This is a genomic window from Luteibacter sp. OK325, from assembly GCF_003050935.1.
In the GTDB taxonomy this organism is placed as follows: domain Bacteria; phylum Pseudomonadota; class Gammaproteobacteria; order Xanthomonadales; family Rhodanobacteraceae; genus Luteibacter.
Genome location: NZ_QAOX01000001.1, coordinates 825,196 through 851,642, shown reverse-complemented (window position 1 = coordinate 851,642; position 26,447 = coordinate 825,196). Strand labels below are relative to the sequence as shown.

Below are 26,447 nucleotides of genomic sequence, written 5' to 3'. Positions count from 1 at the left end.
GCGGCGCACGCCGTGGATGGTTGTGGGCCGCCACCCTCAGATGAAGCCGGACTCTTCAGAACTCCTCGTGACCTACTGGTGCGAGGGGGCCGTCCATCGGCGAGGGTTCGACGGCAGCCGGCGGCGTGCGGCCGGGTAGGGCGTCCAGAGGATTGGCAAAGAACTCGTCGCAGGCGAACGCGCGCGAACGTGTCACGGGCAGCGCGCCGGTCAAGAGGTAACGCGCTGCTGTCCGCTCGATGCAAGAAGACGTCGTGAAGTTGAACACGCCATGCAGGCTCGAGCCGCGAACCAGAAGCATGCGCGCGTTGGTGAAGGCATCCAGGATGTGGCTGGCACCCGTCAGCGGTGTTGATGTATCCATTTCGGACTGGATAAGCAGGAACGGTGATGCACGTCCCAGTGCCGTGAGATCCGGCTGTCGGGCTGTCGGGCCACCCCAGCGCGAGCAGGTGAGCTCTTCGAGCGTTTCGTCGCCGATGAAGCCAAGGAATCGTCCGGCGTAGCGCCGCGAGGATTCGCGGATCTCGGCTTCGCTCCTCGGCCACGGCACGTCGTTGCAGCCCATGGCGATGCGCACGAAGTCGCCCTCGGGCTCACCCGGAGAGTCCGCGGACGACACGGCGTACAGCCTCCTGGCCAGCTGGCCGGCCTCAAGGCGCAGGCGTCGATCCAGCCCCTGGTCGCTACTGAACGTTGCGCGGTCGATGAACCGTGTCATGGATTCCAGCGTCGGCGGGTTATCGCTATCCAGCCATCCCGCTAATCGCAGGGCGGCCGCAAGTCGGGCCGGAGAGTCCAGTTGCCTCGCCCACGCTTCGCGTGCGCGCGCAGGAAGGTCGTCGATGGCGGTGGCGACAGTGTCAGCGCTTTCGCCCAGTCCGTAGCGGGCCGGATCGCGTAGCAAAGGCGCGACGACGTTCTCCGTGAAGGCGCGCTGCCGTGCAACCAATGCCAGAAGCGCGGCCGAGCGATACCCGTGGATGAAATCCATGGGTGAATCCAGCAGCAGGCGACCGGTGTGCGTCGGATAGATGGAGGCGTACCACGCGCCGACCATTCCGCCGTAGGAGATGCCATAGAAATGGAGCCGTTCGTCTCCGAGGACGCGACGAACCATGTCCATGTCATGGGCGTGCTGTTCAGTATTGACGTAGCGGGCCTGCGGCGGTGCTGTACACGCATTCACCGTGGCCTGGGCTTCCTCGACGACCAGTTGCCAGTTGGCATCGTCCGGATGGGTGGGAAGGAAGGCATGCGGTAGTGGCTGATCGCCCTCGCAGCGATAGGCCCCGCTGCCCACAAGACCGCGTGGTATCACGGCGACGAGATCGTAGCGGTCCGCGAGCCGGCGTTTGTCGCCCTCATCCGGATCGTCGAGGCTCATGCGCGACCAGCCTTCGCCCATCGACCGAAGCAGTTTGCCCGGATGTTCCCCTGGTCCGCCTACGTGGAAGAAGACGGCGCCTTCGCGCTGCGTCGTCTCGGCGGCGCGAATGCGGATGACGCCGACGTCGATCGTGCGCCCGTCGGGGGCGACGTGGTCGAGCGGCGCTCTCATGCGGCCGCATTGCAGGCGGGCACCGAGTACGCCGGACGCCCTCCCCACCCACGATTCGGGGCACGTGTTCCAGACGATGGGGAGATTCGACGTGGCGCCGCAAACGGCGGGCAGGCAGGCAAGCGCGGCCAGGGCGACAAGCGGGCGACGGGAGACAGGCATGCTTGGTGGTTCTCGTGCACGAGGGGACCACGAAACTACGCGGCGGGAACCGCCGGCCATATCGGTGTGCGACGCTGCGACCCTGGCGTTTCGTCGGGTCGGCTGTAAGGATCTCCCGGCTTGTGCCCGGCAGGATGGCTTGCTACTGGATATGCCAGCCGTGTGTCACGACGAGCGATTGCCCGGTGAGTGCATTCGATTCGAAGCCGGCGAGGAAGAGTGCGGTGTCGGCGATATCGCCAAGCGTGGTGAATTCACCATCAACGGTGTCGCGCAGCATCACGTTGCGAACTACGTCTTTCTCGCTGATGCCGAGCTCACGCGCCTGTTCGGGAATCTGCTTCTCTACCAGCGGCGTGCGCACGAAACCCGGACAGATGACGTTGGAGCGGATGTTGTCCTTCGCGCCTTCTTTCGCGATGACCCGCGCAAGGCCGAGCAGCCCGTGTTTCGCCGCCACGTAAGGCGCCTTGAACTTCGAGGCGACGTGCGAATGCGCCGAGCCCATCAGGATGATCGAGCCACCGCGCCTGGACGTGACCATCTGGCGCATGGCGGCCCGGGAAGTCAGGAACGCGCCGTCCATGTGGATGGCGAGCATGCGCTTCCAGTCCGCGAACGGAAAATCCACCAGCGGCGAAATGATCTGCACGCCCGCGTTACTGACGAGGATATCGACCGGACCCAGTTCGCGCTCGACGTGCGCGAAGCCTTCGTCCACCTGGGCTTCGTCGGTCACGTCCATGGCGAGGGCAACCGCGCCGTGGCCCATCGCCGCTGCGGCATCGTTTGCCTTGTCGGCTGCGATGTCGGCGACGACCACGCGCGCGCCAGCTTGCGCATAGGCCTCGGCAATCGCCCGGCCAATGCCGCTTGCCGCACCGGTGACGAGAGCGACTTTGCCCGTCAGGTCATGCATGGCTCACGGCTTCCCGAGTACGAAGGTCGCCGCCTCACCCTGCGCGGACGATCCGGCGATCCAGACCTGGAAGTCACCCGGCTCGGCTTCGAACGTCTTGCCATCGCGATGCGTGAAGGCGAGGTCCTCGCGGACCAGCTCGAAGGACACTTCCTCGGACGCGCCGGGCGCGAGGAGGATCTTGCGGAAGGCCTTGAGCTCGCGGACCGGTCGCACGCGACTGGCGACGCGGTCGTGAATGTACAGCTGCACGACTTCTTCGCCCGCGATGCCACCCGTGTTGGTGACCGTGGCACGGATCATGATGGTGTCGTTCCAGCCCACCTGAGCCTTCACCTCCGGCGTCGTATAGGCGAACGTGGTGTAGCTGAGACCGTGGCCGAAGGGGTACAACGCGTCGAAGGGGATCTCGCGATAGCGCGACTTGAACGCGGGCGGTTGATCGGCGAGTTCCGGGCGGCCCGTGCGCAGATGGTTGTAGTAATAAGGCTGTTGGCCAGCGTCCTGCGGAAAACTGACGGGCAAGCGTCCGGCCGGGTTGTAGTCGCCGAAGACGACGTCGGCGATGGCGGGGCCGGTCTGGCTGCCGAGGAACCAGGTGACGAGGATGGCGTTGGCGTCGCGCACCGCACCGGTGAGGGCGAGCGCGCGGCCGTTCTTCAGCAGGACGACGAACGGCGTGCCCGTGGCCGCCACGGCCTCGGCCAGGGCCTGCTGAGCGGGCGGCACGATGATCTGCGTGCGCGATTGCGCTTCGCCGGAATACACCTGCGGCTCACCGATGGCGAGCAGCACCACGTCGGCGCGTCGTGCCGCGGCAACGGCAGCTTCGATGCCCCCATCGGTCGGCTCTTCGATACCGCTGCCGGCGACGACTTCGAGCGCGGCGTTCCCGTCCAGCGCATCACGCAGGCCCGTTTCGATATTCACGTGGCGCGTCTTGTCGCCGAAAAGCGTCCAGCAACCTTCGAGATTGTCGACGTCCGCGCCGAACGGTCCGATCAAAGCGATCTTCTGGCCCCGCTTGCGCAGCGGCAGGACGCCGTCGTTCTTCAGCATGACGATGGAACGTCGTGAACCGTCGCGAGCCAGCACGGCGTGCCCGGCGTTCTTCGAGGTGTCCGCCTCCACGGCGGGATCGAGCGAGCGGTACGGATTGTCCAGCAGTCCGATCGCGTTCTTCACGTTGAGGACGCGGCGCACGCCTTCGTCCAGCACGTCCATGGGCACGTCACCCTTCTCGACGAGGTCGGGCAGGTGGGCGGCATAGAATCCGCTCTGCATGCTCATGTCCACGCCGGCGAGGAAGGCCAGCCGTGAGGCATCGCGCTCGTCGTCGGCAAAGCCGTGGGCGATGAGTTCCATGTCGGCGGTGTAGTCGGAAACGACGAAGCCTTCGAATCCCCATTCACCTCGCAGGATGTCGGTCATGAGCTCGCGGTTCGCCGACGCCGGCACGCCGTTGATATCGTTGAAGGCACTCATGAAGGTGAGCGCGCCTGCATCGAGTGCCGCCTTGAAGGGCGGCAGGTGAACGTCACGCAGCGTCTGTGGTGCGATGTCCACCGAGTTGTATTCCATACCCCCGGCCACGGCGCCGTAGGCCGCGAAGTGTTTGGGCGTCGCGAGCAGCGAGTCATCGGCCGTGAGGTCGGTGCCCTGGAAGCCGCGCACACGCGCCGCGGCGAAAGCCGACCCCAGCACCACGTCTTCACCCGCACCCTCGGCCACGCGCCCCCATCGCTGGTCGCGGGCGATGTCGACGGCCGGCGCGTAGGTCCAGTGGATGCCCGCGGCGGTGGCTTCGATCGCGGTCGCGCGTGCCGTTCGCTCGGCGAGGTCCGGCTCGAAGGTCGACGCCTCGCCAAGTGGAATGGGAAACACGGTGCGCATGCCGTGGATCACATCGGCGCCAAGCAGCAGCGGAATGCCCAAGCGGCTCTCTTCCACGGCGACACGCTGGGCCTCGCGACCTTCCACGGCGCCCACGCCGTTGAACAGCGCGCCTACGCGTCCCGCGCGCACCTGCTCGAGCACCTCGGTGGCGCCGCGCGCGTTGGTCTCGGGATTGATATCGGGTGCGAACGGGCGCACGGCATCGGCGAATACACCCAGCTGGCCGACCTTCTCTTCGACGGTCATGCGGGCGATCAGGTCTTCGATGCGGGGGTCACGGATCATGGTGGTCTTGGCCTGGAGACTGTCGGCACGCATCTCGGCGCCGTAAGCGAGCAAGGATACCGGCATCGGCGCTCCAAGTGGGCATGTAAATAGCGTTACACGTAAACGATTACGGCGTTGGGGCGCAAAGCGTTCGTCATGGCCGGAGCAACCGTCCGCGGCCGCCTCCCACTCGGGTAAATCCCGTGGTTGGGTCAATGGCCGCCGCCGCCCGGCTACTCCGCAGCCGAACGCTTAACGTAAGTCGTAACGTAGTTGCCGGAAAATATTGATTGGAAAGCTCCGATCGCAAAGCGTTTCCGGCAAATGATCGCGCCGCGATTCACCCTGGCTTTAGCGGCACGTCACAATCGATCGACGGGGGTCAAAGCGGTGAGGTGGTGACGGTGCAATCGGCTCTCGTTCCCGCGGTGATCGAGATGCGCGGCATCGGCAAGGTGTTCGACATAGGGGCGATGGAAGTCCATGTCCTCAGCGACATCCACCTCGATATTCGTCGGGGCGAGTTTGTCTCGATCGCCGGGCCGTCCGGTTGCGGGAAAACCACGCTGCTGTCCCTGATGGGCGTGCTCGACATACCGACCTACGGGACATTTCGCTTTCTGGGACAGTCGATGTCCGGCCTGGGCAGACGCGCCCGGGCACGCCTGCGAAACCAGCACATCGGTTTCGTCTTCCAGGCTTTCAACCTGATCGGCGACATGACGGTTATTGAGAATGTCGAATTGCCGCTGTCGTTCCGCGATGGCATGAGTCGCCGCGAGCGTGCGGATCGTGCAGCCAGCGCGTTGGCCGATGTCGGCATGGCACACCGCACGCGCCACTATCCCGATCAGCTTTCCGGAGGGCAGCAGCAGCGCGTGGCTGTCGCCCGGGCGCTCGCCGGCGAGCCGTCCATCCTGCTTGCCGACGAGCCAACGGGCAATCTCGACCTGCGCAACGGCGAGACGGTGATGGCCCTTCTCAGTCGCCTGCACGCGTCGGGTCGGACGATCTGCATGGTCACCCATGATGAGCGGTTCAGCAGTGTGGCCGACCGCACCATCCGGCTGCTCGACGGCTGCATCATCGACGAAACGACGTACCGCCAGCGCCAGCGCGAAGCCGAGGCGGGTCTGGACGAACGTCGAAGCACGGAGTCGTTTCCGTGAGGTCGCCGGTCGACGGGCTGCCGCGGGCATGGCGCGCCCTCTGGCGTCCGAGATGCTTCCTTCCACTTGCCTCGTTGACGCTCGGGATTGGCCTGGCCGCCTTCACCAGCGCCCTCACCATGGTCGAATCCCTGTTAAGGACGCCACCGTTCGTCCATCACGCCAGGATCGTCATGTACGGCGAGGAAGATCGCGACCCTGCCAGTCGCGCGGCATCGCCGATGTTCTACGACGCCATCGGCCTTCCGCCAGGCGCGACCTCACATGGTGCCGCCCAGGTGCCGGAATCGGTGAACCTTCGTTTCGGCGAACGCGTCAGGCTTGCACGCGCCCAGCGTGTCGACGCGGGTTTCCTGCCGACGCTGGGCGTACCGTCGGTGCTTCCGGAGGATCCCTCGATCGCGTTCGAACGCGGAATCATGCTGTCTCACGCGTTGTGGCGTGATGGGTTCGGCGCCGACCCGCACGTGGTGGGGCGTCCTGTCGGGGTCAATGGTACGGCGATGATCGTACGCGGGGTGCTGCCGTCGGACTACCGGCTCCTGGCCGACATCGACCTCCTGATACCGCTCTCCGCGGCAAACATGTCTCGTGACAGCGCCGCGAACCTGATCGCTGTCGCACGACTGGCTCCCGGGGTTTCGGGCGATAGCGTGACTCGCCAGATAAGGGCAACGCTCCTGGCCAGCAATCTGCCGCAGCGTCCGGGGTGCCTTTGTGTCCCGATGTACGGCACGACTCCGCTCGACGTTGTGCTGACCAGCAACGCAAGGCCTGTGGTGCTCATCTTCTTTGGCTGTTCATTGCTTGTCCTGGCCATCGCCGGCATGAATCTATCCAACCTCATGCTCACCCGGGCGTTGCAGCGCACTCAGGAAACCTGCCTGACAATAGCCTTCGGTGGGCTGGGTTGGCGCCCAAGACTTCTGCCGATCTTGGATGTCGTCGCGATCAGCATCGGCGCCCTAGTCATCGGGCTGCCGATTGCCCGCACCCTCGTCATCGCCGTTCGTCCTGTCGTGCCGGAGTCATGGCTCCTCTCGGCGCTACCGATCGATCTGCACTGGCGCGCCTGCGCGGCCGCCGCACTCGCCTCCGTCACTGTCGCCGCGATGTCGACCATGCTCGGGTCGTTGCGTGCGAGACCGGATCAGCTACTGCGCATGCAGTTTGCGTCGGGTAAGACATCGCTGGTCGGCCTGGCGCAGCGCGCGCGTCGCCTGCTTGTGCTGGTGCAGACGACAATCGCAACCCTGCTGTTGGTGTTTGGAGTGGCCACCTCAAGCCATATGTGGCGAGTGATGCGGATATCCCTGGGCTTTGAGCAGACTGGTGCGAGTTTTGTCGAAATCAATCCGGATGCCAATCAGTTTCCGCAGATCGACGACGTGCGCCGCGCTACCGACATCATCCGCGTCGAGGCGATGAGTGAGCCGGGGGTCGACTCGGCGGGGCTGTCCACCTGGCTGCCTGTCAGCCGCGGCTTCTTCATGCCCTTCCGTCTGCCGAACGGTAAGGTGTCGTACCTGCAATACGGATTGATCTCGCCAGGGGCCATGGAGTCCATGGGAATCAACCTCATTGCCGGTCGTCCCATCGGAGCTGGCGATCTTGCGACGACGCCACCGGTTGCGGTGGTCAACCAGGCCTATCTCGATCGCGTCGATAGTCGCGGCATAGGCGGCTGGGTGACACCTGCTTCGCCGCATGGCGAGAACCGACCCATGCGCATCGTGGGCGTGGTGGCGGACACGCGGCTCGCAGGTGCGGAACAGGCCGTGCTGCCAGCGGTGTTCCTGCCTTTCTCCCAGGTGGACACCGATGTCTACGCGTTCGTCCGGCGCTTCGCACCGACGTTCGTCATCGTTCGCGGGTCTGGCCAGGAGGCCGTCGCTGCGCAGGATCTACAGAAGCTCGTCCGGCGAGCCGCTCCTGGCCTTGCAACGGGGCACCGGCAGTCGTTCCGGCAGCTCGCCCGCCAGGCGACCGCACAGACGCGGCGCAATGCGGCGCTCGCCGCAGTGTTCGCCGGCATGGCACTCGCGCTCGCATGCATTGGCCTGTACGCGGTCCAGTCACTGGAGGTGACCAGCGGCCTTCGTGACATCGCCCTGCGCGACGCGCTCGGCGCGACGCCCATGGACCAGCTCGGCCGTCTCCTGTCACGCGGCCTCGGCATGGCCATGCCCGGTATCGCACTCGGCCTGGTTGCCGCCATTATTCTCGAACGCAACCTCGCGCATCCGGCGGTCGAGACCGGGTCGATCGATGTCGGCGTGGTCGCCGCGGTCGCCCTGCTGGTGATGGTCGCGGCTCTGACGGCGGTGGCGTTGCCGTCGTTGCGTGCTGCCGTCGTGCGACCCGCCTCGATCCTGCGCAACGAGGGAACCCATTCATGACCCAGCGTCCTGCCTTCGCCCTCCCCGTGCTCATCGTCGATGACCATGCCGATGTTCTCGTTTCGCTGCGCCTTCTTTTCAAGTCCGCGAACATCCCGTCGGTGCAGGTTGCGTCGCCAGGTGCGGCCCTCGACGCGGTATCGCGCGTCGAGTTCTCCTGCGCGGTACTCGACCTCAACTACACCGCGGACACCACCTCCGGCCACGAAGGGCTCGAGCTCATCGCGCGCCTGCGCGAAGAGCTACCCGACCTTCCGCTGGTGGCGATGACTGGCTGGGGGAACGTCGAACTGGCCGTACGTGCCATGCGACTGGGCGCGGCGGATTTCATCGAGAAACCCTGGAGCAACGAGCGCATCCTGCATACGGTGCGCAGCCAGATCGGATTGCGCGATATCCGCGAAGAAAATCGGCGTCTTCGCGCAGAGAACGCACTAGGCAGGGACATGAACGACGTGCTGCGCACCTCGGAATCGTCTGCGATGCGAGAGGTGATGAAGCTGGCATCGCGTCTTGCGGCCGGTGACGGGAACGTCCTCATCCTGGGTGAGAACGGAACCGGAAAGTCCTTGCTGGCGCGCGAGATCCACGCCATGTCATCCCGCGCCGAAGGGCCGGTCATCCGGGTGGACATGGGTAGCCTCCCCGAATCGCGCTTCGTTGACGAGATGTTCGGCGACAACGAACCACGACCACGCCCGGGTCGCTTCGAGCTGGCGCAAGGCGGAAGCCTGATCCTGGAGGAGATTGGCAATATTCCCATCCCCCATCAGGTCAAGCTGCTGCGTGTGCTTGAAGAAGGTGAGCTGGAGCGGTCCGGCTCGACATGCACGCACCGGGTCAATGTCCGCGTTATTTCGGTGACCAATGCAGACATGGATGCCGCGGTTCGCGCCGACCGGTTCCGGCGGGATCTTCTCTATCGCCTGAATGCCATGCAGATACGCTTGCCCGCCTTGCGCGAGCGGGCGGAGGATATCGTTCCGCTTGCGCGTCACTTCATGCTGCGCGAATGCCGTCGCCGCGGCCGCGGCAGCATGTTCCTGGCCTCCTCCGCCGAGCGGGCGATGCGTGCCTACGAGTGGCCGGGCAACGTCCGCGAGTTGGAACATGCGGTGGAGCGTGCGGTCCTGCTGGCCGAACGGGATGAGATCGACGTGGACGGCCTGAACCTGTGCCGGGCCGCGGACGCCCCGCTCCTGCTGGACCGGCTCACACTACCGGAAGCGGAAGAAATGCTCATACGGAACGCCCTGGATCGAAACGACCACAATCTGCAGCGTGCCGCCGATGCGCTCGGCATCTCAAGGCAGTCGTTGTATCGCCGGCTCGACAAACACCGCGTCCGCTACGGCTTCGAACCCGTCGAGTGAGGGGGCGGGCATGACCTTTCGTCAGCACCCCCGTGAGACGACGACGGTGCGCGACCGTTCCGTGACGCTGCGCATCGACGCTGCACTGTGGGCAGGGATTTTCGCGACCCCGCTTGTCGCAGGTGGCACGCTCGTGGTCTTCCTCGATGGTCTTTCGGTGGGCGCGCGAGGGAGCATCTTCGGTGCCGGGTTCTGCCTGAGTCTTCTCGTCGGATGGATAGGTGGCAGCCGCCTGGTGACCACACTCGGTACCGTTCTCGACCTCCTGTTCGCTATCCGCGAAGGCGACTACAGCATGCGTGGACGGGTCCGTCCCGGACGCGACCCGCTGCAGGGGCTGATCGCTGACATGAACCTGTTGACCGACGATCTGCGTGGTGGGAGGCGCAAACGTACGGAGACGTCCCGGTTCCTGGGCAAGACCCTGGTCGCGCTGCACAGCGCTGTCTTCGTGGTCGACGAGAAAGGCCACCTGACATTTATCAATTCGGCTGCCCGCCGCCTGATCGGCGCGGAACGCGCCGCCGTGGTCGGACGAGACGTAACGTCACTGGGCCTGGCGGAGCCCCTGGGCGCTGCGGATGGCGCCATCCTCACACATCGGTTCTCTTCGGCGAATGGTCGATGGGCTGTGCGCCGGGCAGTCTGGTACAGCGAAGGGCGAGAGCACACGATGGTGATCCTTCACGATCTGAGCGCCGCGCTGAGCGAGGAGGAGCGCCGTGCGTGGCAACGCCTGATACGTGTGCTGAGCCACGAGCTGAACAACTCGCTCGCCCCCATAGGCTCGCTAGCCGGTAGCCTGTCGGCCCTGCTCGACGCACAGGATCGGACCACGCTCGACGAAGAACTTCGTCTCGGCCTGGAGGTGATCGGCCGGCGCGCGCACTCGCTGACACGCTTTCTCTCCGGTTACGGCCGGCTCGCGCGGCTGCCTCCGCTACAACGGCATCCGTTCCGCCTGGACGTCGCCCTGCGGCGCTTCGCGCTGCTTGAGCAACGCAAGCCGATCGATATAAACGGTGGTGAGCCGATCACGCTCGACGGCGACGAGGACCAGCTCGGCCAGGCCTTCATCAATCTATTGCGAAACGCGGTCGAAGCAACCCTGGGCACGGACGGTGGCGTCCGTGTCGATTGGGGCACCGAGGGCGATCATGTGCGTGTGACGATCGAGGATGACGGTATCGGGTTGCCGCCGAGCGACGGTATCTTCGTTCCCTTCTTCACCACCAAACCGGAAGGCTCGGGTATTGGCTTGACGCTGACGCGCCTCATTGTCGAAGCGCATGCCGGAACGGTAGAGCTGGCGGCGCGCTGCGATGGAAGAGGTGCGGTGGCCACCGTGCGCTTGCCCATGCGTCCGGGTGCGGACGACACTGTCCGATTCCGGACAGCAAAAGCGACCGAAACCGGTCATGCCGGGTAGAAAGTCGCGACATACACCCGACCGTACCCTCCCGATCCCATCGCGACACTGTCTCGCGACATAGACGCACCCTAGATTCGGATCGCACCCCGCGCTTTATGCGCAGTGCGTCTCATCGCTCAATCAAAGGAGGAGCCATGCCGAACATACTCGACCTGCAGAACCTGCCGACCGACCCGGCCTGGGATCGCGGCAACACCGGTCAGTGCGGATCGACCGCCAGTATGCATTGTTGCTTGAAACATCAGATGGACGGATTCGCAGGCTAGAAAGCAGTAGAACGGCACACGAGGTGACGTCCGGGTCGCCTCGTGTGCTGGTTTGCACCCGAACATGGAGAGACGGGACGTTATGGAACGAAGGGCCCAGCTATGGCAGTACACCGCGGTCGATCGGGAGTTCTTTGAACCCTATGCCAGTCGCCCCGTGCTCGAGGACGACTTCATCGTTCCGGTACGGCGAGCGCTGGCGGCACACTGGACGATCGAACGGTCCGGAATCTGGGTGCACTGCCAGGCACCGGACACCGTGCTGCCGATGCAGGGTTGGAAGATTCACATATCCTCGATCGCCTCCACCGCGCATATCGTGTTGTCCATCACCGCCGCCACACTCGGCACATCCGGCACGGCGTTCAAGTTCGCCGCCGACCACAGGATGCTCGGCGCCATCAACGGCAAGCGGTGGCCCCGAGGTGGCTCGGGCAAGTTCATCACGGTATATCCGCGAAATGTCGACGATTTTCGTCAGGTCATTGCGAACCTCCACGCAGCGTTGTCCGGCTACGTCGGCCCGTATGTGCTTACCGATCGTCGTTACGCGGATTCTCGCGTACTCCACTACCGCTACGGCGGCATCGTGTCGGACTCTCGTATCTCGGCGGGCGGGCGTGTTGAATGGCTGTTGAGACGGCCGGACGACGACGTCGAAGAGGATGACCGGTCGCCGCGATTCCGCCTTCCCGACTGGTTGCGCGATCCCTTCGGAACGGCAGCTCCCGCGGCTCCGGCGTCCTCCGTCCTGCTGGGAGCCGGTCGCTACCGTGTTTACAAAGCACTGGCTTTCTCCGCCGCGGGCGGCGTGTATCTCGCTGACGATCTCGACGAGGGCCAGCGTGTTGTCATCAAGGAAGCCAGGCCGTTCATTGGCGATCGGCAGACGGCAAAGGAGAGCCTGCGCAAGGAATTCCGTCTGCTGCGTTGCCTCGCTGCCCTGCGCGTCGCACCCCAGCCGATCGCGTACTTCGAAGAATGGGAACACAGCTTCCTGGTCGAGGAATACCTGCGTGGCGACACCCTGCGAATCTGGCTCGGCAAGCGCTATCCCTGGCTGAAGACGCAGGCGACGCGAGATGACGTGGCGCGCTTCCTTGCCGATGTCGTCGCGGTATTCAGCCGCCTCGCCGATGCGATCGCGAAGGTGCATGCCGTCGGCATATCGCTGGGCGACCTCTCATTTCACAACATCATCGTGGACGCCAACGGTGAAGTGCGCCTGATCGACCTGGAAGCTGCCGTCGAGCAGCGGCTCGACGCCCCATTGCTGCTTAGCACGCCGGGCTTCGCTTCAGGGAGCCCGGCGCCCCGGGACCACGCAGAGGCGGAAAGCGAAGACGTCTACGCCTTCGGGGCCAACCTGCTTGCCGCGATGATCCCGGTCAACGCGATGCTGCCTCTGGACCGCGATGTCGCGTTGCGCTTCGCCCGATGGATGAGTGACGACATGGGTTATCCGCCCGCCGTCGTCGAGGCCATCGCTCGGCTGCTGGATCCGAACCCCTGGAAACGACCCCTGCCGACGTCGGTGATGGTGACCTTACGTGGCTCCCTGGCGTGCGTGCAGACAGGCGCCATGTCGGTGCCTCATCATAACGACGCGGTCCCCCACCCACCCGCTCAAGCGGATGCGCTGTTCGCCTATGTGACCGCGCAGGCCGAACGTGCCCGACCGGACCGGTTCGTGCCCGCCGCCCCCGAGGTCTTCGAAAGCCATCCCTGGGGTGTGGCTCATGGGGCGGCCGGCGTCCTGCATGCGTACCTGCGTAGCCAGAGGGAGCCGCCCGAAGGACTGCACGATTACCTGCTCGCCGGCGTCGATGCGGGCCACCGACGCGGGGTCAGCCTCATGTCGGGCGACGCGGGAATCGCGTGGGTGCTCTTCGAGGCCGGCGAGACGACCCGCGCGACCGATCTGCTGCGCGGCGAATTTTCCGCGAACACGATTCGTTCTTGTCCGGGCCTGCACGAGGGCATCGCGGGCTGGGGCCTGGCTCGTATCAAGGCCTGGCATGAAACCGCCGACGAGCACTTTCTCACGGCGGCGGGGCAGGCGGGGGACGCTTTGCTGTCTGTCGCGATCAAGGAAGACGATGGCAGCCTGCGATGGCCTGACGGTATACAACAGCCCGTGGGCCTCGCCTACGGCGCCGCAGGCATCGCTCTTTTCCTTCTTCATCTGCACGTCGCCGTGGGTGACGAACGTTTCCTGCGCGGAGCCACAGGTGGCCTCGCCTTCGACCTCGCGCAGCGGCGAAAGAACGCCGATGGCGCCCCGACGTGGCCGATGTTCATTGGCTCTTCCACGTGGGTTCCGTACCTCTGTCAAGGCACGGCTGGCATCCTCGCCGTTGTCGCCCGGTTCCTCGCCTGCACCGGCGACCCGCATTATCGGGACGTGCTGCTCGCCAGCGAGGGCGACCTGCTACGCCGGCACGCGGTCAGCCCGGGCCTGTTCGATGGTCTGGCCGGCATCGGCGAGACCCTTCTCGACCTCGCGCAGTTTGTCCCTGAGCGCGGCAGGTTCTATCGCGATGCGGCGCATCACGCCGCACACGGCATCGAGCCCTTCCTCATCCGGCGCGATGGAGGGCTCGCCGTACCGGGCACCGAACTGCTGCGCATCAGTTGCGATCTGGCCACGGGAGGGGCGGGCGTCGCCTCGTTCTTCGACCGATTGCAGCACGGGGCTCCGGCCGCCTTCATGCTGGACGAACACCTGCCGGCACCGGTACGTCAGAGCCGGAACTTCGCCTCCACCAGGTAGCTTCGCGAAGGGTAGGGGTAATACACGTAGTAGCGACGATTCGTGAGGTTGTCGACGCCGGCGCCTAGCTCCACGTGCTCGCTCACCTTCCACGTGAGTTTGGCATCGAAGGTGAGGAACGCGCTCGCGCCACCGAACGTATCCGGATGAACGTCGCTGTGATCGAGGGTGTTGTACTGACGACCGGAATAGCGCCCGGCGAGGGTCATGGCGACATGCTCGCTGGCGTGGTACGTGCCGACCAGGTTCGCGCGCCAGCGCGGAATCCGATAGAACTGCTTGCCTTCGGATGCCGGATTTCGCGCATTGCTCACCGTTGTCGCCTGCGTATAGGCCGCGTTGGCGCTCAGGTCGAATGTCGACCACCAGACGCCACTGCCGTCGTAGCTGGCTTCGGCGCCGCGCGTGCGCACGAGGCCGACGTTCTGCACGCTGGTGACATTTGGAAACACCGTGGTGTCGGTCTGGCTGAACAGCGTATTGCGTGTATCGCTGCGGTAGACCGTGAATCGCGCCACGCCGTTGGGTCGGTACCACTCCGTGGACAACTCACGCGAAAGGTCGTTCTCAGGCTTCAGGTTGGGATCGTTGTTGATCAGTGCGATGCCGTTGAACGTACCCTGGAACAGCTCGTTCACCGTCGGAAAGCGGTAGGCCCGCGCAGCGGACAGGCGAACAGTCACGGTATCACTGGCGTCATAGGCCAGCGAGGCCTTGGGCGAGGTATGCGATTCCTTTCGCTCGGGGTAAGCGACCGTGGCCGTCGACGTGGAACGCGACCCGTCGAATGCACGCCATTGCTCATAGCGCGCGCCCACGGTCAGTCGCCAGCGTTCGATCAGCTGCCACGCGTCCTGCAGATAGACCGCCTGCGTTTGCGTGCTACCGCCGTTCGCGCTGGTCAGCGCGCCCGCGTCGCCGTTACGCCAGTTGGCAAGATTGTAAGTGGCGTTATCCAGCGCATACCCGTCGAAGTGATAGCCGAAGCTTACCGAGTGCGTGTTGGGTTCGATGTTATCGGGAGTGTGGCTGGCGCGCAGGTCGAAGGTGCGCCAGCGGCTACCGTCGCCAGCGGTGAGTAATCCCGTGCCATCGTCGGTCACGGCATTGGCCACACGGTCGCGGTTTCGGTCCATGTCGAAGTAAGACGCGTCGCCTTCGATGTTCCATCCGCTATCACGATGGGTTCCCAGTGACACGCCGTACAGATAGTTTCGGCTTTGCCGTGTGCTCGGGGCAAAGAAGTTGGCCGGCACGGTGTACTGCTGCCCGCCGATCGTCACCGGCCCCGACAACACGGGCTGGCCGTTCGCATCGCGCAGGAAGGATTCCGTACGGTGCGATAGATCCTGCTTCCAGTAGCCGGCAGTGATCGCCGCAGTGAGCTCGGGCGTGATGTCATAGGTCAGGCGCGCGTGCGCTTCGTCCTGGCTGCTCGCCTCCTGGCCCTCGCTGTTGATGCCGAGTACTTCTCGCGGCAGGCCACTGGCACCCGAGTCGCCGATGGCGCCGGTGACCGGATTTCGTGTGCCCGGCAAGGTAGAGCGATTCTGCGTGGCGTAGACCAGCGGCTGACCGTTGGCCTGAAGATGGGACACCCCGATCAGGAAGGCGAAGCGACCGTCGCGGTCACCGAGGGTCGCGGTCTGCCGGCTGCCGCCGTAGTCGCGATCCACACCGTAGGTGTGTACGTGTTGGGTGAACGCCTGCACGTCACCGGTGACCTCGAGCTTCTCCGGCATGCGCGTGGTCATCAGCACGGTCGCGCCGATGGCGTTGCCGGGGTAGAGCGCCGAGTAAGCGCCGTAGATCACGTCGACGCGCGACAGGTTCTGCGGGAAGGCCATCGACCAGCGCGGCGGGTTCGCCCAGTTGTTGCCGAGCAGGTTGGAGAGCAGCAGGCCGTCGAGGTAGACCAGCCCGCGCGCGCTCTGCTGGTTACTGGTGCCGCGCACGGAGAAGGTCGCGTTCTCGTCGCCGGTGAAACGCTTGCGGATGCCGAAGGAGGGCAGGTACTTCAACGCATCCTCGGCATTGATCACGTTGAGATGGTCGAGCTGTGCGGCGGTGATCGTCTCGACGGCGGAGGGCAGATCGGGGTCCACGGGCGTCCCGTGGCTCGCAGCCGATACCCGCACCTCGCGCAGCGTGGTCGCGCGTTGCGGATCATCGGGGCCGTCCGCGGCGTGGACAGGCAGGAAGGTAGCGCCGATGGCGCAGGCGACGGCGCGCGCAAGGGCGCGTCCATCCGTGGGGAACAGGGTCATGGCGATAGGTCCGTGGGTCGGTGGCGTACGGCGGGATCGGAAGCGATCAGGCGTGCGCGGCGACCGGCGGACCTCGTGGTGGGGCGTGCAGGATGGCCACTGGCACATGCGCCCGTGCGACCGGAAGGTCGGCGGGGACGTAGCCGGGAGAGGGCGGGGCATGGCCGATGTAGAAAACGGCACCCAGCGCGGGCGTCTGCGCGAAAAGCGTGCAGTAGCCGCAGGCAGCGCCATCTCCCATGGCACCCGAATCGTGGGTGGCCGTGGCACCGTGGTGTTCGCCCGGCGCCCCTTCACACCAGGCACCGAGGTCCGGGAACACGAAAGCTGCCGACACGGTCCGCGAGACCGACGGCGCCAGCACGGTGAGCCAGACGGCGACCAGCGCCATCCATCCCAACCAGCGGTTTCGTGCCAGACCACGACGCACGTCGGCGTCCCCTATGTTTCATACCCTGGACGTGGGTCCAGGGATGATGTCACGAAGCGGGGTGAACGGAGTGCGACACGGTGTCACGTTCCTCCGGTGGCGGTAGTGGCGGCACGGCCACGGGATTGACGAGCACGGGCGGCTCGCGCAGGCACAGCACCAGCAGGACCGCGACGGTGCCGACCGTGGCGGCGAGGAGAAAGCCGTCGAGGATCGACAAGGTGTAGGCCTGGCCACGCACCGCGCTGAGCAGCAGTCCGGTCCCTCGCGCCGCGGGCGCTCCGGTGCCCTGGGTGGATGCGCCGAAAATCTGCGTGTAGGCGACGATCCGGGCGTCGGTCAAGGGTTCCCCGGCGATGACATGCTGGCCGATGAGGTTCGAGTGCAACTGTTCGGCTTTCCGCGTGAACGTGACCAGCACCGATGTTCCCAATTGCCCGCCGAACAGGCGTGCGGTCTGGATGATCGCCCCGAAGGTGATGCCATCGGCCGGCCCGACATGGTGGCCGAAGAAGTAGATGACGGCCGTGAGTTCCAGTGTTTCGCCGATGGCCTGCAGGAGGAGGGCGAGACTGAAGTTCGATTCCGTCCATTCGGAGGTGATGCCGGTGGCCAGAAGAAAGCCCGTGGCAGCGATGGTGAAGCCCGTGCCGATCGCGAAACGCGCATCCACGCGGTTGAGCAGCCAGGCGACGGTCGGCGCGATGACCAGTTGAGGCAGCGCGACCCACAGTGCCGCATTGCCGACCTCTTCCGGACGCAGGCCGCGCACCTGGATCAGGTAGTTCGCGACCAGCGTGTTACTGGCGGTAACCATGAAACGTGTCGCCAGCACCAGCACGATCAGCAGGATTAAATTTCGCCGCGCGAGCAGGCCGAAGTCCACGCTAGGTGTATCGAGCGTCGATTCATGGAGAAGAAACAAGCCCATGCATATGACGCCCAGCGCGAGCAGGGTGACGATCAACGTGGAAGAAAACCAGTCAAGGCGATCGCCCTGGTCCAGGGCGATGAAGATGAGCGTGAACCCTGCGGCGCCCATGAGCATGCCGCGGAAGTCGCCGTTGCGCAGGTAGTCGCGGTCGATCGGCAGTCGTCGTAGCCCGAACCAATAGAGCACGAAAAGAGGGACGGCGACGACGGTGTTCTGCCAGAAAATCCAGTCCCAGGTGATGTGTTCCACGTACCAGCCTTCGAGGGTCGAGGCCAGGTTGAGACCGAGCACGATGTTCATCGCGTACGCGGCCAGGCCCCATGGCCACAGGCTCTTCGGCAGCGCGGTCAGGATGAAAGCGGCCGTCAGCGGGATGAACGTGCCGGACCCGAGCCCCGCCAGGCATTGCAGCACGAGCAGCACGCGCAGGTCCGGCGCGAAGGGAATGAGGAACAACGCCACGCCGTAGACGACGCACCCGACCAGGAGCACGCGGCGTGGCGTGAATGCGCGACCGAGGAAGATCGACAATGGTCCGATCATCATCTGCGAGGCGGTGAATGCGGTGGGAATCCACGCGCCTTCGTCGAAGCCGGCGCTGACGGCCCCGCGCACATCGGCCAGGCCGATCGACGTGAGTCGCGAGGTCAGCGTGGTCGCCAGCGCACCGACCAGCACGGCAACGATGCCCAGCCAGGGGAGGTTGGCCGGGGGCGCGGGCGCTGCGGTTGCCGTGGAAGCGGTTGCGTTCATGGCGAGGCGGACGCAGCGGTGTCGGGCTGGCGTGGCACCGCATCGCCCTCCTTCCAGCCCCCGCCGAGGGCCTTGATCAGCGAGACGGCGGCGAGAAGTCGCTGCTGGTCGTTCTCGACGACGGCGCGCTGGCTGCCAAGCGCCTGGCGTTCGGAATCCACCACCTCGAAATAGCCGGCCAGGCCGCGGTCGTAGCGTGATCGGGAAAGCTTCGCCGCTGCCGTTGACGCATCGACGGTGGCATCCAGTGCGGCGCCGCGCTCACGCAACCATGTGGTATCGGCCAGTGCGTCCTGTACTTCCCGAAAGGCAGTGATGCCGGTCTGGCGCCATTTGGCCTCCGCGCCGCGGTAGGCGGCTTCCGCAGCTTCCAGGCGTGAACGATTGCGCCCGCCTTCGAAAATCGGCAGATTAACGACCGGACCGATCGACCAGATCTGGCTGTCGCTGCTAGTGAAATCGCCCAGCCGGCCGCTGGCCAGTCCCCCCGTCGCCGTGAGACTCACCGAAGGAAAGAATGCTGTCCTGGCCACGCCAATTCGTGCGCTAGCGGCGGCCAGGGCGCGCTCGTCGCTGGCGACATCGGGGCGCCGCTCCAGCAAGGTCGAAGGAAGGCCTGCAGGCACGTCGGGCACGTTGGGCGTCCACGTGACGGGCGCCACGGTGAAATCCGCCGCGTTGCGTGCTTCGAGAACAGCGAGCGCGTGCTCGAGGTTGTCACGGCGTCGACGCGCGTCGGCGAGGTCGGCACGTGTCTGGCTCAGTTCGGCGCGGGCGCGCAGCACGTCCAGGTCGCTCACGACGCCGGCGCGCGCTCGTCGATCGGCAAGGCTGAGTTCGTCCTCGCGCAGGCCGACGGTGCGTGAAAGGATGTCGATCTCGCGATCGCTGCTGCGCAAGGACAGATAGGTCGACACCGTGGATGCGGCAAGGCTCAGGCGCACCGCGGCAATCGCGTCGGCACTGCCCTGCATCTCGGCGCCCGCTGCCTCCACGCTGCGCCTTACGCGACCCCACAGATCCACTTCATAGGCGACTTCGACAGGTGCCTGCCACACCGTGGTCTCGAGGTACGGGAACCGGTTGGCGACCGTTCCGGAGGTACGGCCCCGCGAGTAGCCGGGTCCAAACGACACGTCCGGGAATTCATCCGCCCGCGCGACACCAAGCAAGGCCCGGCTCTGGTCGAAGCGGGCCAGCGCCCCGGCAAGGTCCTGGTTGGCGGCGAGGGTGGCGGTCACGTGCCGACCAAGCTCGTCGTCGCCAAACAGGTTCCACCAGGCGTCCGGGAGTGGCGCAGTGTCGGCCGGAGCCTGTTTCCAGGCGTGCGGCGCCGGGGTATCCGGCCGCTGGTAATCGGGGCCCAGCACGCAGCCGCCCAGGCAGGTGGAGAGTAACGCCAGCACGAGCGCCCGCGATGTCATAACCCGGTTCCGTCTTCTGGCACACGGATCTTGACGATGGTCGATAGCCCGGGAGCCAGCCGTTCCCGGTAGCGGCGCAGGTCATCGTCGGTGAACAGGATCTTCACCGGAACGCGCTGGACCACCTTGGTAAAGTTGCCGGTGGCGTTGTCCGGCGGCAGTAGTGCGAACTGCGAGCCCGAGGCGGGCGAGAGGCTGTCCACATGACCGATGAAGGTGAGGTCCGGAAGTGCGTCGATGGTCATCCGGGCTTCGGTGCCCCGCTTCATGCCATGCAGCTGGGTCTCCTTGAAGTTGGCCACGACCCACACCTGGTCGGAGACGATCGAAAGCAGGGTCTGGCCTGCGTTGACGCGTGCGCCCACCTCGACCGACCGCCGCCCGACGTAGCCGCTGACCGGAGCCAGTACCTTGGTATAGCCGTAGGCCAGGTTGGCGTCGTGCAATGAGGCTTCGGCAGTGGCCACCTGCGCCCGGGCCGACTCGCTCGCGGCCGTCGCGGCGACCTTGCGTGCGTCCGCACTCGCCTTGTTCGCCCGCGCGGAGTCGGACGCTGCCTTGGCCGCGTCGTATTCCTGTTGGGAAACGCCGCGGGGCGTTTCATTGACCAGCTCGCTGGCGCGCTTCAGGTCGAGGACGGTCTTCTCCACGCTGGCCTGGGCGGCCACGATCGAGGCGTTGGCTTCGACGATCTGGGCGTCGGCGCTGGCCACCTGCCCCTTGGCCCGGTCGATCTCGGCACGCGCCTGTTCCACCCTGACATCGAAGTCGCGGGTGTCCAGTTCCAGTAATACCTCGCCCGCCTTGACGTGCTGGTTATCGTCCACGTGCAGGGCGACCACGGTGCCAGTGACCCGCGGGGCGATCGGATGAAGGCGTCCGGTGATATAGGCGTCGGTGGTGGTTTCGGTGCGGTCGAGCCAGAAGAACAGCACGATGACGATCGTGCCGACCACCAGCAGGCCTCCGATGATGCGCAACGCGTGTTTCATTCCTGCCTTTCCTCCACGGACACGGCGTCACGCTGCCACCGCCCCCGTCAACTTGCTTGGCGAATCGTGCGGGAGCGGGCACGATCCGGGTCGGTCCTCACGTTTTCCTTTCGCCCCGATGGCCATGCTGTCGAGCCGCCACGAGACTACTTCCATGCCTGATGCCCGTTACGATGCCGCCTCCCCTGTGCGCGAAGGCTCCCCCTTTCCGCGCGGCGCCACGTGGGACGGCAAGGGCACGAACTTCTCGCTGTTCACCGCACACGGCACCCGTGTGGAAGTGTGCTTTTATGACGAAGGCGGCATCGAAACCGGGCGCATCGACCTGCCCGAATATACCGACGAGGTCTGGCACGGCTATGTCCCGGGCGTGGGCCCCGGCCAGCTGTATGGCTACCGTGTCCACGGACCGTACGAGCCGGAAAACGGCCACCGCTTCAACCCCAACAAGCTCCTGCTCGATCCCTACGCGAAACAGATCGTCGGCGACCTGACCTGGGCCGACGAGCTCTACGGTTATACGGTTGGCCATCCCGATGGCGACCTGAGTTTCGACGAGCGTGACAGCGCCCCGTTCATGCCCAAGGCGATGGTGATCGATCCATCCTACAAGTGGGTGGAGCACGGCAAGCCATCGGTCCCGTGGACCCGCACGGCGATCTACGAGACGCATGTACGCGGCTTCACCATGCGGCACCCCGACGTTCCCGAACGCCTGCGCGGCACCTTTGCCGGCATGGCCACGCCGGCGGTCGTCGACTACATCCGCGGGCTTGGCGTGACATCGGTCGAGCTGCTTCCCGTGCATGCCTATCTCGACGACCACTACCTGCAGGAGAAGAACCTGCGCAACTACTGGGGCTACAACAGCATCGGCTTCTTCGCGCTGAAAACGCGATACATGTCCGGTGGCGATCCCCGCGAGTTCAAGGACATGGTCGCCGCATTCCACCGGGCAGGGCTCGAAGTGATCCTCGACGTGGTCTACAACCACACGGCCGAAGGTAACGAGATGGGTCCGACGCTCTCGTTCAAGGGCATCGACAACGCCAGCTATTACCGCCTGGCCGAAGACAAGCGGTATTACATCAACGACACCGGCACCGGTAACACGGTGAACCTCAGCAACGCGCGCGTGCTGCAGATGGTCAACGATTCGCTGCGCTACTGGGCGACCGAAATGAACGTCGATGGCTTCCGCTTCGACCTCGCCACCATTCTCGGGCGCGAGCCCTACGGGTTCGACGAGAACGGCGGCTTCCTAGATTCCTGTACGCAGGATCCCGTGCTCAACCAGGTGAAGCTGATTGCCGAGCCCTGGGATTGCGGTCCCGGCGGCTATCAGGTCGGCGAGTTTCCGCCGGGCTGGGTGGAATGGAACGACAAGTTTCGCGACACCGTGCGCGCTTTCTGGAAAGGTGAGGGCGGCAAACTGGCCGAGTTCGCACGGCGCTTCACCGGCTCGGCGGACCTCTTCGACAAGCGCGGCCGCCGCCCGTACGCGTCACTCAATTTCATCACCGCGCACGACGGCTTCACGCTGCGCGACCTGGTCAGCTACAACGACAAGCACAACGAGGCGAACGGCGAGAATAACCAGGACGGCTCCAGCAACAATCATTCGTTCAACCACGGTGCCGAAGGCAACACGAAGGACGCCGGCATTCGTGCCATGCGCCAGCGACAGTCGCGCAACCTGCTCGCCACGCTCTTCCTCGCCCAGGGCACGCCGATGCTGCTGGCCGGCGACGAGCGCGGCAACACGCAGCAGGGCAACAACAATGCCTACTGCCAGGACAACGAGATCAGCTGGATCGACTGGAGCGACGATCCTACCCAGGGCGGTCTGGCCACCGCGGTCCGCGACCTGGTCGCCCTCCGTGACCGCTTTCCTATCCTGCGTCGCGGCCGCTTTCTCGACGGCCGCTATGACGACGTGGCCGAGGTGCGCGATATCGTCTGGCTCAATCCTGGCGGTGGCGAGATGCAGCCGGAGCATTGGGAGGACCCGCGGGCACGCTCCATCGGCATTCTCCTGGATGGACGCAGCCAGGCCTCGGGTGTGCGCGAACACGGCAACGACCAGACGGTGCTTATCCTGGTCAACGCGTTCGACGGCGGGGTGGAGTTCACGCTGCCGCAGGGTGCATGGACCGTGGCCTTCTCCACCGACCTCGACCTGTCTGTCGATACGCCGGCCGAGGACGGCAAGCTGATAGCGCCGCCGCGCAGCTTCGTGGTCCTCGCCGCAGGGTAAGGGGATCGTTGACCCTGCGGCGTGGGCCTACCTATATTGCGAAACCTTCCGCCAAGGACCGACCCCATGCGCCTTCGTCCGCTCGTTGCGCTCATCCTCCTCGTCGGTTCGGGCGGTGCTGCGGCCGCCGACCTGGTCGTATCGGCAGCCTCCAGCCTGACCGACGCCTTCCAGGCCGTCGGCAAAGCCTATGAGGCGAAGCATCCGGGCACCCATGTCGTGCTCAATTTCGCCGCGTCCGACGTCCTGCGTCGCCAGATCGCCAGCGGCGCGCCGGCCGATGTGTTCGCCTCCGCGGATGAGACCGCCATGGACAAGGCCGTGGCGGCGAAGGCGATCGACCCCGCCACTCGCCAGGACTTCGCCACCAACCGCCTGGTCCTGATCGTGCCCAAAGGCAGCAAGACGCAGGTGACCGCGCCGGTCGACCTCAAGGCCGACACCGTGAAGCGCGTGGCCTATGGTGACCCCGCCTCAGTGCCGGTGGGCCGATATACCAAGGCGGCCCTCGAGCAGCAGGGCCTGTGGGACGCCGTCTCAGCCAAGGGCGTGCTGGCGCAGAACGTCCGGCAGAGCCTCGACTACGTGGCACGTGGTGAGGTCGATGCCGGATTTGTCTTCGCAACGGACGCGGCCATCATGAAGGACAAGGTCGACATCGCCGCCACGGTGCCGACGCCTAAGCCGATTACCTACCCGATCGCCGTCGTCGCCGGATCGAAGCAGGCGAAGGAAGCCGCTTCCTTCGAAACCTTCGTGCTGTCGACCCAGGGGCGCGGCATTCTGGCCGGGTTCGGCTTCCAGGCACCCTGAGGCCTCGTGGGCGCGATCTGGGTACCGCTCGCGCTCACCCTCAAGGTCGCGCTGTGGGCGACTGCCATCAACCTCGTGTTGGGTGTGGCCGTAGCCTTTGGGTTGTCGCGCTGGCGCTCACCTGCGCGTGAGGTGGTCGATTCGATCCTCACCCTGCCGCTGGTCCTGCCGCCGACGGTCCTGGGTTATTACCTGCTCGTGCTTCTGGGCCGACGCGGCGTTTTCGGCGCATGGCTGGATCGGCTTGGCATCGAACTGGTGTTTACCTGGCAAGGAGCGGTGATCGCCTCGACCCTGGTGGCTTTTCCCCTGGTGCAGAAAGCCGCGCGGGCGGCCTTCGAAGCGGTGGACCCCCAGTTGGAGAGTGCCGCGCGCGTGCTTGGGCTGCGCGAGGCCGCCGTGTTCTTCCGGGTCTCCCTGCCCCTGGCCGCACGCGGCATTACGGCAGGCGCGCTGCTTGCCTTCGCGCGGGCGCTCGGTGAATTCGGTGCCACCCTGATGATCGCCGGGAACCTGCCGGGCCGTACGCAGACGCTGTCGGTGGCGATCTATGCCGCCGTGCAATCGGGTGACGACACCACCGCTGGCATCATGGTCGCCGTGACCTCGGTAACCTGTGTGATCGCCTTGCTGCTTGCCGGATGGCTGGCGCCGGACCACCTGCGGCGGTCGCGCCCATGAGCGTGGATATCGCGATCCGCAAGACACTGCGCTCGGACGATCGTCACTTCGAGCTCGATGTGGCCATCGTGTCGCAACAGCGACGGGTCGTGCTGTTCGGGCCGTCGGGCTCGGGCAAGAGCCTGACACTTCGCGCCGTGGCCGGCCTGCTCACGCCGGATACCGGTCATGTGCTCGTCGATGGGCGCGTTCTCTACGATTCGGCGGCCCGTATCGACCTGCCCACGCGAATGCGCGAAGTGGCCTATGTGTACCAGGACTACGCCCTGTTCCCGCACCTCACCGTGGCGCAGAACATTGGCTTCGGCCTGGACCGTGGCTGGCTGAATCCTCGACGGCGCCGACACGACGAGCGCGTGCGCCGGTGGGTCGACAGCTTCGAGTTGGGCAATGTCGCCGACAGTTACCCGTCGCGCATTTCGGGTGGACAGAGGCAGCGCGTGGCGCTGGCGCGGGCGTTGGTGTCCGGGCCGCGCATCGTCGTTCTCGACGAGCCGTTCGCGGCGCTCGATCCCGCGTTGCGTGGCCGCATGCGCAGCGAACTGATGGCACTGCAGGCGCGCCTCGACCTCCAGCTCATGGTGATCACCCACGACCCGGCCGACGTCGAGGCGCTCGACGGCCACACCTTCGAGATCCGCGATGGCCGGGTGGTGGGCACCCCCGACCGTCCCCCGCTCGTGGGATGATGCCCGCCTTTCGTGAGTGACCACCCGGCGAGACAGGCGACAGTAGTGACGGCAGGGCATGACAAACAAGGCGGCAGGGTCATCGCGACCCACGCCATCAAGTACCTGCTCACCGCCGCCATCGTCGGTGGCGCGATCTTCCTGTTGCATCGCTATATCGCAAGGATGGCCTGGCACGACGTGCTTGCCGCGATCGAACGGATTCCACGCTGGCATGTCGGTGGCTCGATCCTGGCGACCCTGGTCAGCTGGGCCTGCCTCACCGCTTATGACGTGTTTGCCGTGGAAACCGTTGTGCCGGGCAAAGTGACGATGCGGATGAAGGTCTTCTCCGGAGTGACCACGCACGCCATCTGCAACGCACTCGGCTTCCATGCGATTACCGGGACCGCGTTGCGTTACCGCATGCTATCCACGCAAGGCGTCGGCGCTCCGGACGTTGCGCGCGTGGTCGGCCTGGTCGGCTTCGCGGTGGGCATGGGCTTTGCCGCCGTCACCGCCATCGCCTTAATGCTGGAGCCGGCCATCGCCCATGGCTGGGGTCGGTGGCTCGGTTTGTCGCTGATCATCCTCTTCGTCCTCCTGTTGCGCTGGCTGGCCGGCAAGCACGACGAACTGCAGATGTGGAAGTTCACCACGCCGGTGCCCTCCGCCCGTTCGGCCGGCGCGCAGATCGTTCTCGGTGTGATCGAGATGGTCGGCGCGATCACGGCCATGTACCTGCTCCTGCCGACCGACATCGCGGGGAGCTTCCTCGACTTCGCGCCGATCTACGTGGGGGCGATCCTCGCCGGCATCGTCAGCAATACTCCCGGCGGTATCGGCGCGTTCGAGGCGATCACACTTGCGGCGTTCCCGCAGGAACAGCGTGCACCGGTTCTCGCCGCGCTCCTCGCGTACCGCGCGATCTACGGCCTTGGCCCGTTCGTGCTGGCGTCGATCGCCCTGGGTGCCTACGAGGTGCGCCGGCGTACGAGGAATGCGGGTTGA

18 protein-coding genes are annotated in these 26,447 nt (G+C 65.5%); 10 read left to right on the top strand and 8 right to left on the bottom strand.

Annotated features, from left to right (window positions below; genetic code table 11):
* Positions 1 to 55 precede the first annotated feature (55 nt).
* From C8J98_RS03685 to bglX, 3 genes are all read right to left on the bottom strand, one after another.
* Positions 56 to 1,723 carry an alpha/beta fold hydrolase gene (locus C8J98_RS03685; protein ID WP_158272590.1) on the bottom strand — a complete coding sequence of 556 codons (1,668 nt, stop codon included), beginning with the start codon at positions 1,721 to 1,723 and terminating at the stop codon, positions 56 to 58.
* 142 nt (positions 1,724 to 1,865) lie between these two features.
* On the bottom strand, positions 1,866 to 2,642 hold the full coding sequence (locus C8J98_RS03680; protein WP_107910942.1) for a 3-hydroxybutyrate dehydrogenase: 777 nt from the start codon (positions 2,640 to 2,642) through the stop codon (positions 1,866 to 1,868).
* Positions 2,643 to 2,645: 3 nt separating this feature from the next.
* Complete coding sequence (gene bglX / locus C8J98_RS03675) at positions 2,646 to 4,823, bottom strand: beta-glucosidase BglX (protein WP_107911175.1); 2,178 nt, start codon at positions 4,821 to 4,823, stop codon at positions 2,646 to 2,648.
* Positions 4,824 to 5,242: 419 nt separating this feature from the next.
* Here bglX and C8J98_RS03670 point away from each other — a divergent pair, with 419 nt between their 5' ends.
* The 5 genes from C8J98_RS03670 (at position 5,243) to lanKC (ending at position 14,217) form a co-directional block, all read left to right on the top strand.
* Entirely contained in the window at positions 5,243 to 5,974 is a 732-nt protein-coding gene (locus tag C8J98_RS03670; RefSeq protein WP_107911173.1) for an ABC transporter ATP-binding protein, read from the top strand.
* Positions 5,971 to 8,373: an ABC transporter permease gene (locus C8J98_RS03665; protein ID WP_107910940.1), complete on the top strand. Its 2,403-nt coding sequence runs from the start codon at positions 5,971 to 5,973 to the stop codon at positions 8,371 to 8,373. Before C8J98_RS03670 ends, C8J98_RS03665 begins: the two co-directional genes overlap by 4 nt.
* Positions 8,370 to 9,746: a sigma-54 dependent transcriptional regulator gene (locus tag C8J98_RS03660; RefSeq protein WP_107910938.1), complete on the top strand. Its 1,377-nt coding sequence runs from the start codon at positions 8,370 to 8,372 to the stop codon at positions 9,744 to 9,746. The genes C8J98_RS03665 and C8J98_RS03660 overlap by 4 nt, the downstream gene beginning before the upstream one ends.
* Before the next feature lie 10 nt (positions 9,747 to 9,756).
* Entirely contained in the window at positions 9,757 to 11,175 is a 1,419-nt protein-coding gene (locus C8J98_RS03655) for an ATP-binding protein (RefSeq protein WP_158272589.1), read from the top strand.
* A 351-nt stretch (positions 11,176 to 11,526) separates the two neighbouring features.
* Positions 11,527 to 14,217: a class III lanthionine synthetase LanKC gene (gene lanKC, locus C8J98_RS03650; RefSeq protein WP_158272588.1), complete on the top strand. Its 2,691-nt coding sequence runs from the start codon at positions 11,527 to 11,529 to the stop codon at positions 14,215 to 14,217.
* Here lanKC and C8J98_RS03645 read toward each other — a convergent pair.
* From C8J98_RS03645 to C8J98_RS03625, 5 genes are read right to left on the bottom strand one after another with little or no spacing between them, the layout of a single operon-like run.
* The gene (locus C8J98_RS03645) at positions 14,187 to 16,484 is read right to left on the bottom strand and encodes a TonB-dependent receptor (protein ID WP_158272587.1); all 2,298 of its coding nucleotides are present in this window, start codon (positions 16,482 to 16,484) and stop codon (positions 14,187 to 14,189) included. The genes lanKC and C8J98_RS03645 overlap by 31 nt on opposite strands.
* A 46-nt stretch (positions 16,485 to 16,530) precedes the next feature.
* A complete protein-coding gene (locus C8J98_RS03640; protein WP_146171504.1) occupies positions 16,531 to 16,914 on the bottom strand; it encodes a DUF2946 domain-containing protein in 384 nt (127 codons plus the stop codon).
* A gap of 49 nt (positions 16,915 to 16,963) precedes the next feature.
* Positions 16,964 to 18,601 (bottom strand): MFS transporter, encoded by a 1,638-nt coding sequence (locus tag C8J98_RS03635; protein WP_107910928.1) that lies wholly within the window; start codon positions 18,599 to 18,601, stop codon positions 16,964 to 16,966.
* On the bottom strand, positions 18,598 to 20,025 hold the full coding sequence (locus C8J98_RS03630) for an efflux transporter outer membrane subunit (protein WP_107910926.1): 1,428 nt from the start codon (positions 20,023 to 20,025) through the stop codon (positions 18,598 to 18,600). Before C8J98_RS03630 ends, C8J98_RS03635 begins: the two co-directional genes overlap by 4 nt.
* A complete protein-coding gene (locus C8J98_RS03625; RefSeq protein ID WP_107910924.1) occupies positions 20,022 to 21,017 on the bottom strand; it encodes an HlyD family secretion protein in 996 nt (331 codons plus the stop codon). Before C8J98_RS03625 ends, C8J98_RS03630 begins: the two co-directional genes overlap by 4 nt.
* 154 nt (positions 21,018 to 21,171) lie before the next feature.
* On the opposite strand from C8J98_RS03625, the gene glgX reads away from it, so the two are divergent.
* From glgX to C8J98_RS03600, 5 genes are all read left to right on the top strand, one after another.
* Positions 21,172 to 23,274: a glycogen debranching protein GlgX gene (gene glgX, locus C8J98_RS03620; protein ID WP_107910923.1), complete on the top strand. Its 2,103-nt coding sequence runs from the start codon at positions 21,172 to 21,174 to the stop codon at positions 23,272 to 23,274.
* Between the two features lie 66 nt (positions 23,275 to 23,340).
* Positions 23,341 to 24,087 (top strand): molybdate ABC transporter substrate-binding protein, encoded by a 747-nt coding sequence (gene modA / locus C8J98_RS03615; protein WP_107910921.1) that lies wholly within the window; start codon positions 23,341 to 23,343, stop codon positions 24,085 to 24,087.
* A gap of 6 nt (positions 24,088 to 24,093) precedes the next feature.
* Positions 24,094 to 24,768, top strand: coding sequence for a molybdate ABC transporter permease subunit (gene modB, locus C8J98_RS03610; RefSeq protein WP_107910920.1), 675 nt, complete (start codon positions 24,094 to 24,096; stop codon positions 24,766 to 24,768).
* Entirely contained in the window at positions 24,765 to 25,457 is a 693-nt protein-coding gene (locus C8J98_RS03605) for an ATP-binding cassette domain-containing protein (protein WP_107910918.1), read from the top strand. Before modB ends, C8J98_RS03605 begins: the two co-directional genes overlap by 4 nt.
* A gap of 45 nt (positions 25,458 to 25,502) precedes the next feature.
* On the top strand, positions 25,503 to 26,447 hold the full coding sequence (locus C8J98_RS03600) for a YbhN family protein (RefSeq protein WP_107910916.1): 945 nt from the start codon (positions 25,503 to 25,505) through the stop codon (positions 26,445 to 26,447).

Excerpts from the sequence above, each read along its gene's own strand:
- modA (WP_107910921.1), top strand. The coding sequence starts at position 23,341 with ATGCGCCTTCGTCCGCTCGTTGCGCTCATCCTCCTCGTCGGTTCGGGC.
- C8J98_RS03680 (WP_107910942.1), bottom strand. The coding sequence starts at position 2,642 with ATGCATGACCTGACGGGCAAAGTCGCTCTCGTCACCGGTGCGGCAAGC.
- C8J98_RS03605 (WP_107910918.1), top strand. The coding sequence starts at position 24,765 with ATGAGCGTGGATATCGCGATCCGCAAGACACTGCGCTCGGACGATCGT.
- glgX (WP_107910923.1), top strand. The coding sequence starts at position 21,172 with ATGCCTGATGCCCGTTACGATGCCGCCTCCCCTGTGCGCGAAGGCTCC.
- C8J98_RS03655 (WP_158272589.1), top strand. The coding sequence starts at position 9,757 with ATGACCTTTCGTCAGCACCCCCGTGAGACGACGACGGTGCGCGACCGT.
- C8J98_RS03645 (WP_158272587.1), bottom strand. The coding sequence starts at position 16,484 with ATGACCCTGTTCCCCACGGATGGACGCGCCCTTGCGCGCGCCGTCGCC.
- C8J98_RS03685 (WP_158272590.1), bottom strand. The coding sequence starts at position 1,723 with ATGCCTGTCTCCCGTCGCCCGCTTGTCGCCCTGGCCGCGCTTGCCTGC.
- C8J98_RS03660 (WP_107910938.1), top strand. The coding sequence starts at position 8,370 with ATGACCCAGCGTCCTGCCTTCGCCCTCCCCGTGCTCATCGTCGATGAC.
- bglX (WP_107911175.1), bottom strand. The coding sequence starts at position 4,823 with ATGATCCGTGACCCCCGCATCGAAGACCTGATCGCCCGCATGACCGTC.
- lanKC (WP_158272588.1), top strand. The coding sequence starts at position 11,527 with ATGGAACGAAGGGCCCAGCTATGGCAGTACACCGCGGTCGATCGGGAG.
- C8J98_RS03625 (WP_107910924.1), bottom strand. The coding sequence starts at position 21,017 with ATGAAACACGCGTTGCGCATCATCGGAGGCCTGCTGGTGGTCGGCACG.
- C8J98_RS03670 (WP_107911173.1), top strand. The coding sequence starts at position 5,243 with ATGCGCGGCATCGGCAAGGTGTTCGACATAGGGGCGATGGAAGTCCAT.
- C8J98_RS03635 (WP_107910928.1), bottom strand. The coding sequence starts at position 18,601 with ATGAACGCAACCGCTTCCACGGCAACCGCAGCGCCCGCGCCCCCGGCC.
- C8J98_RS03630 (WP_107910926.1), bottom strand. The coding sequence starts at position 20,025 with ATGACATCGCGGGCGCTCGTGCTGGCGTTACTCTCCACCTGCCTGGGC.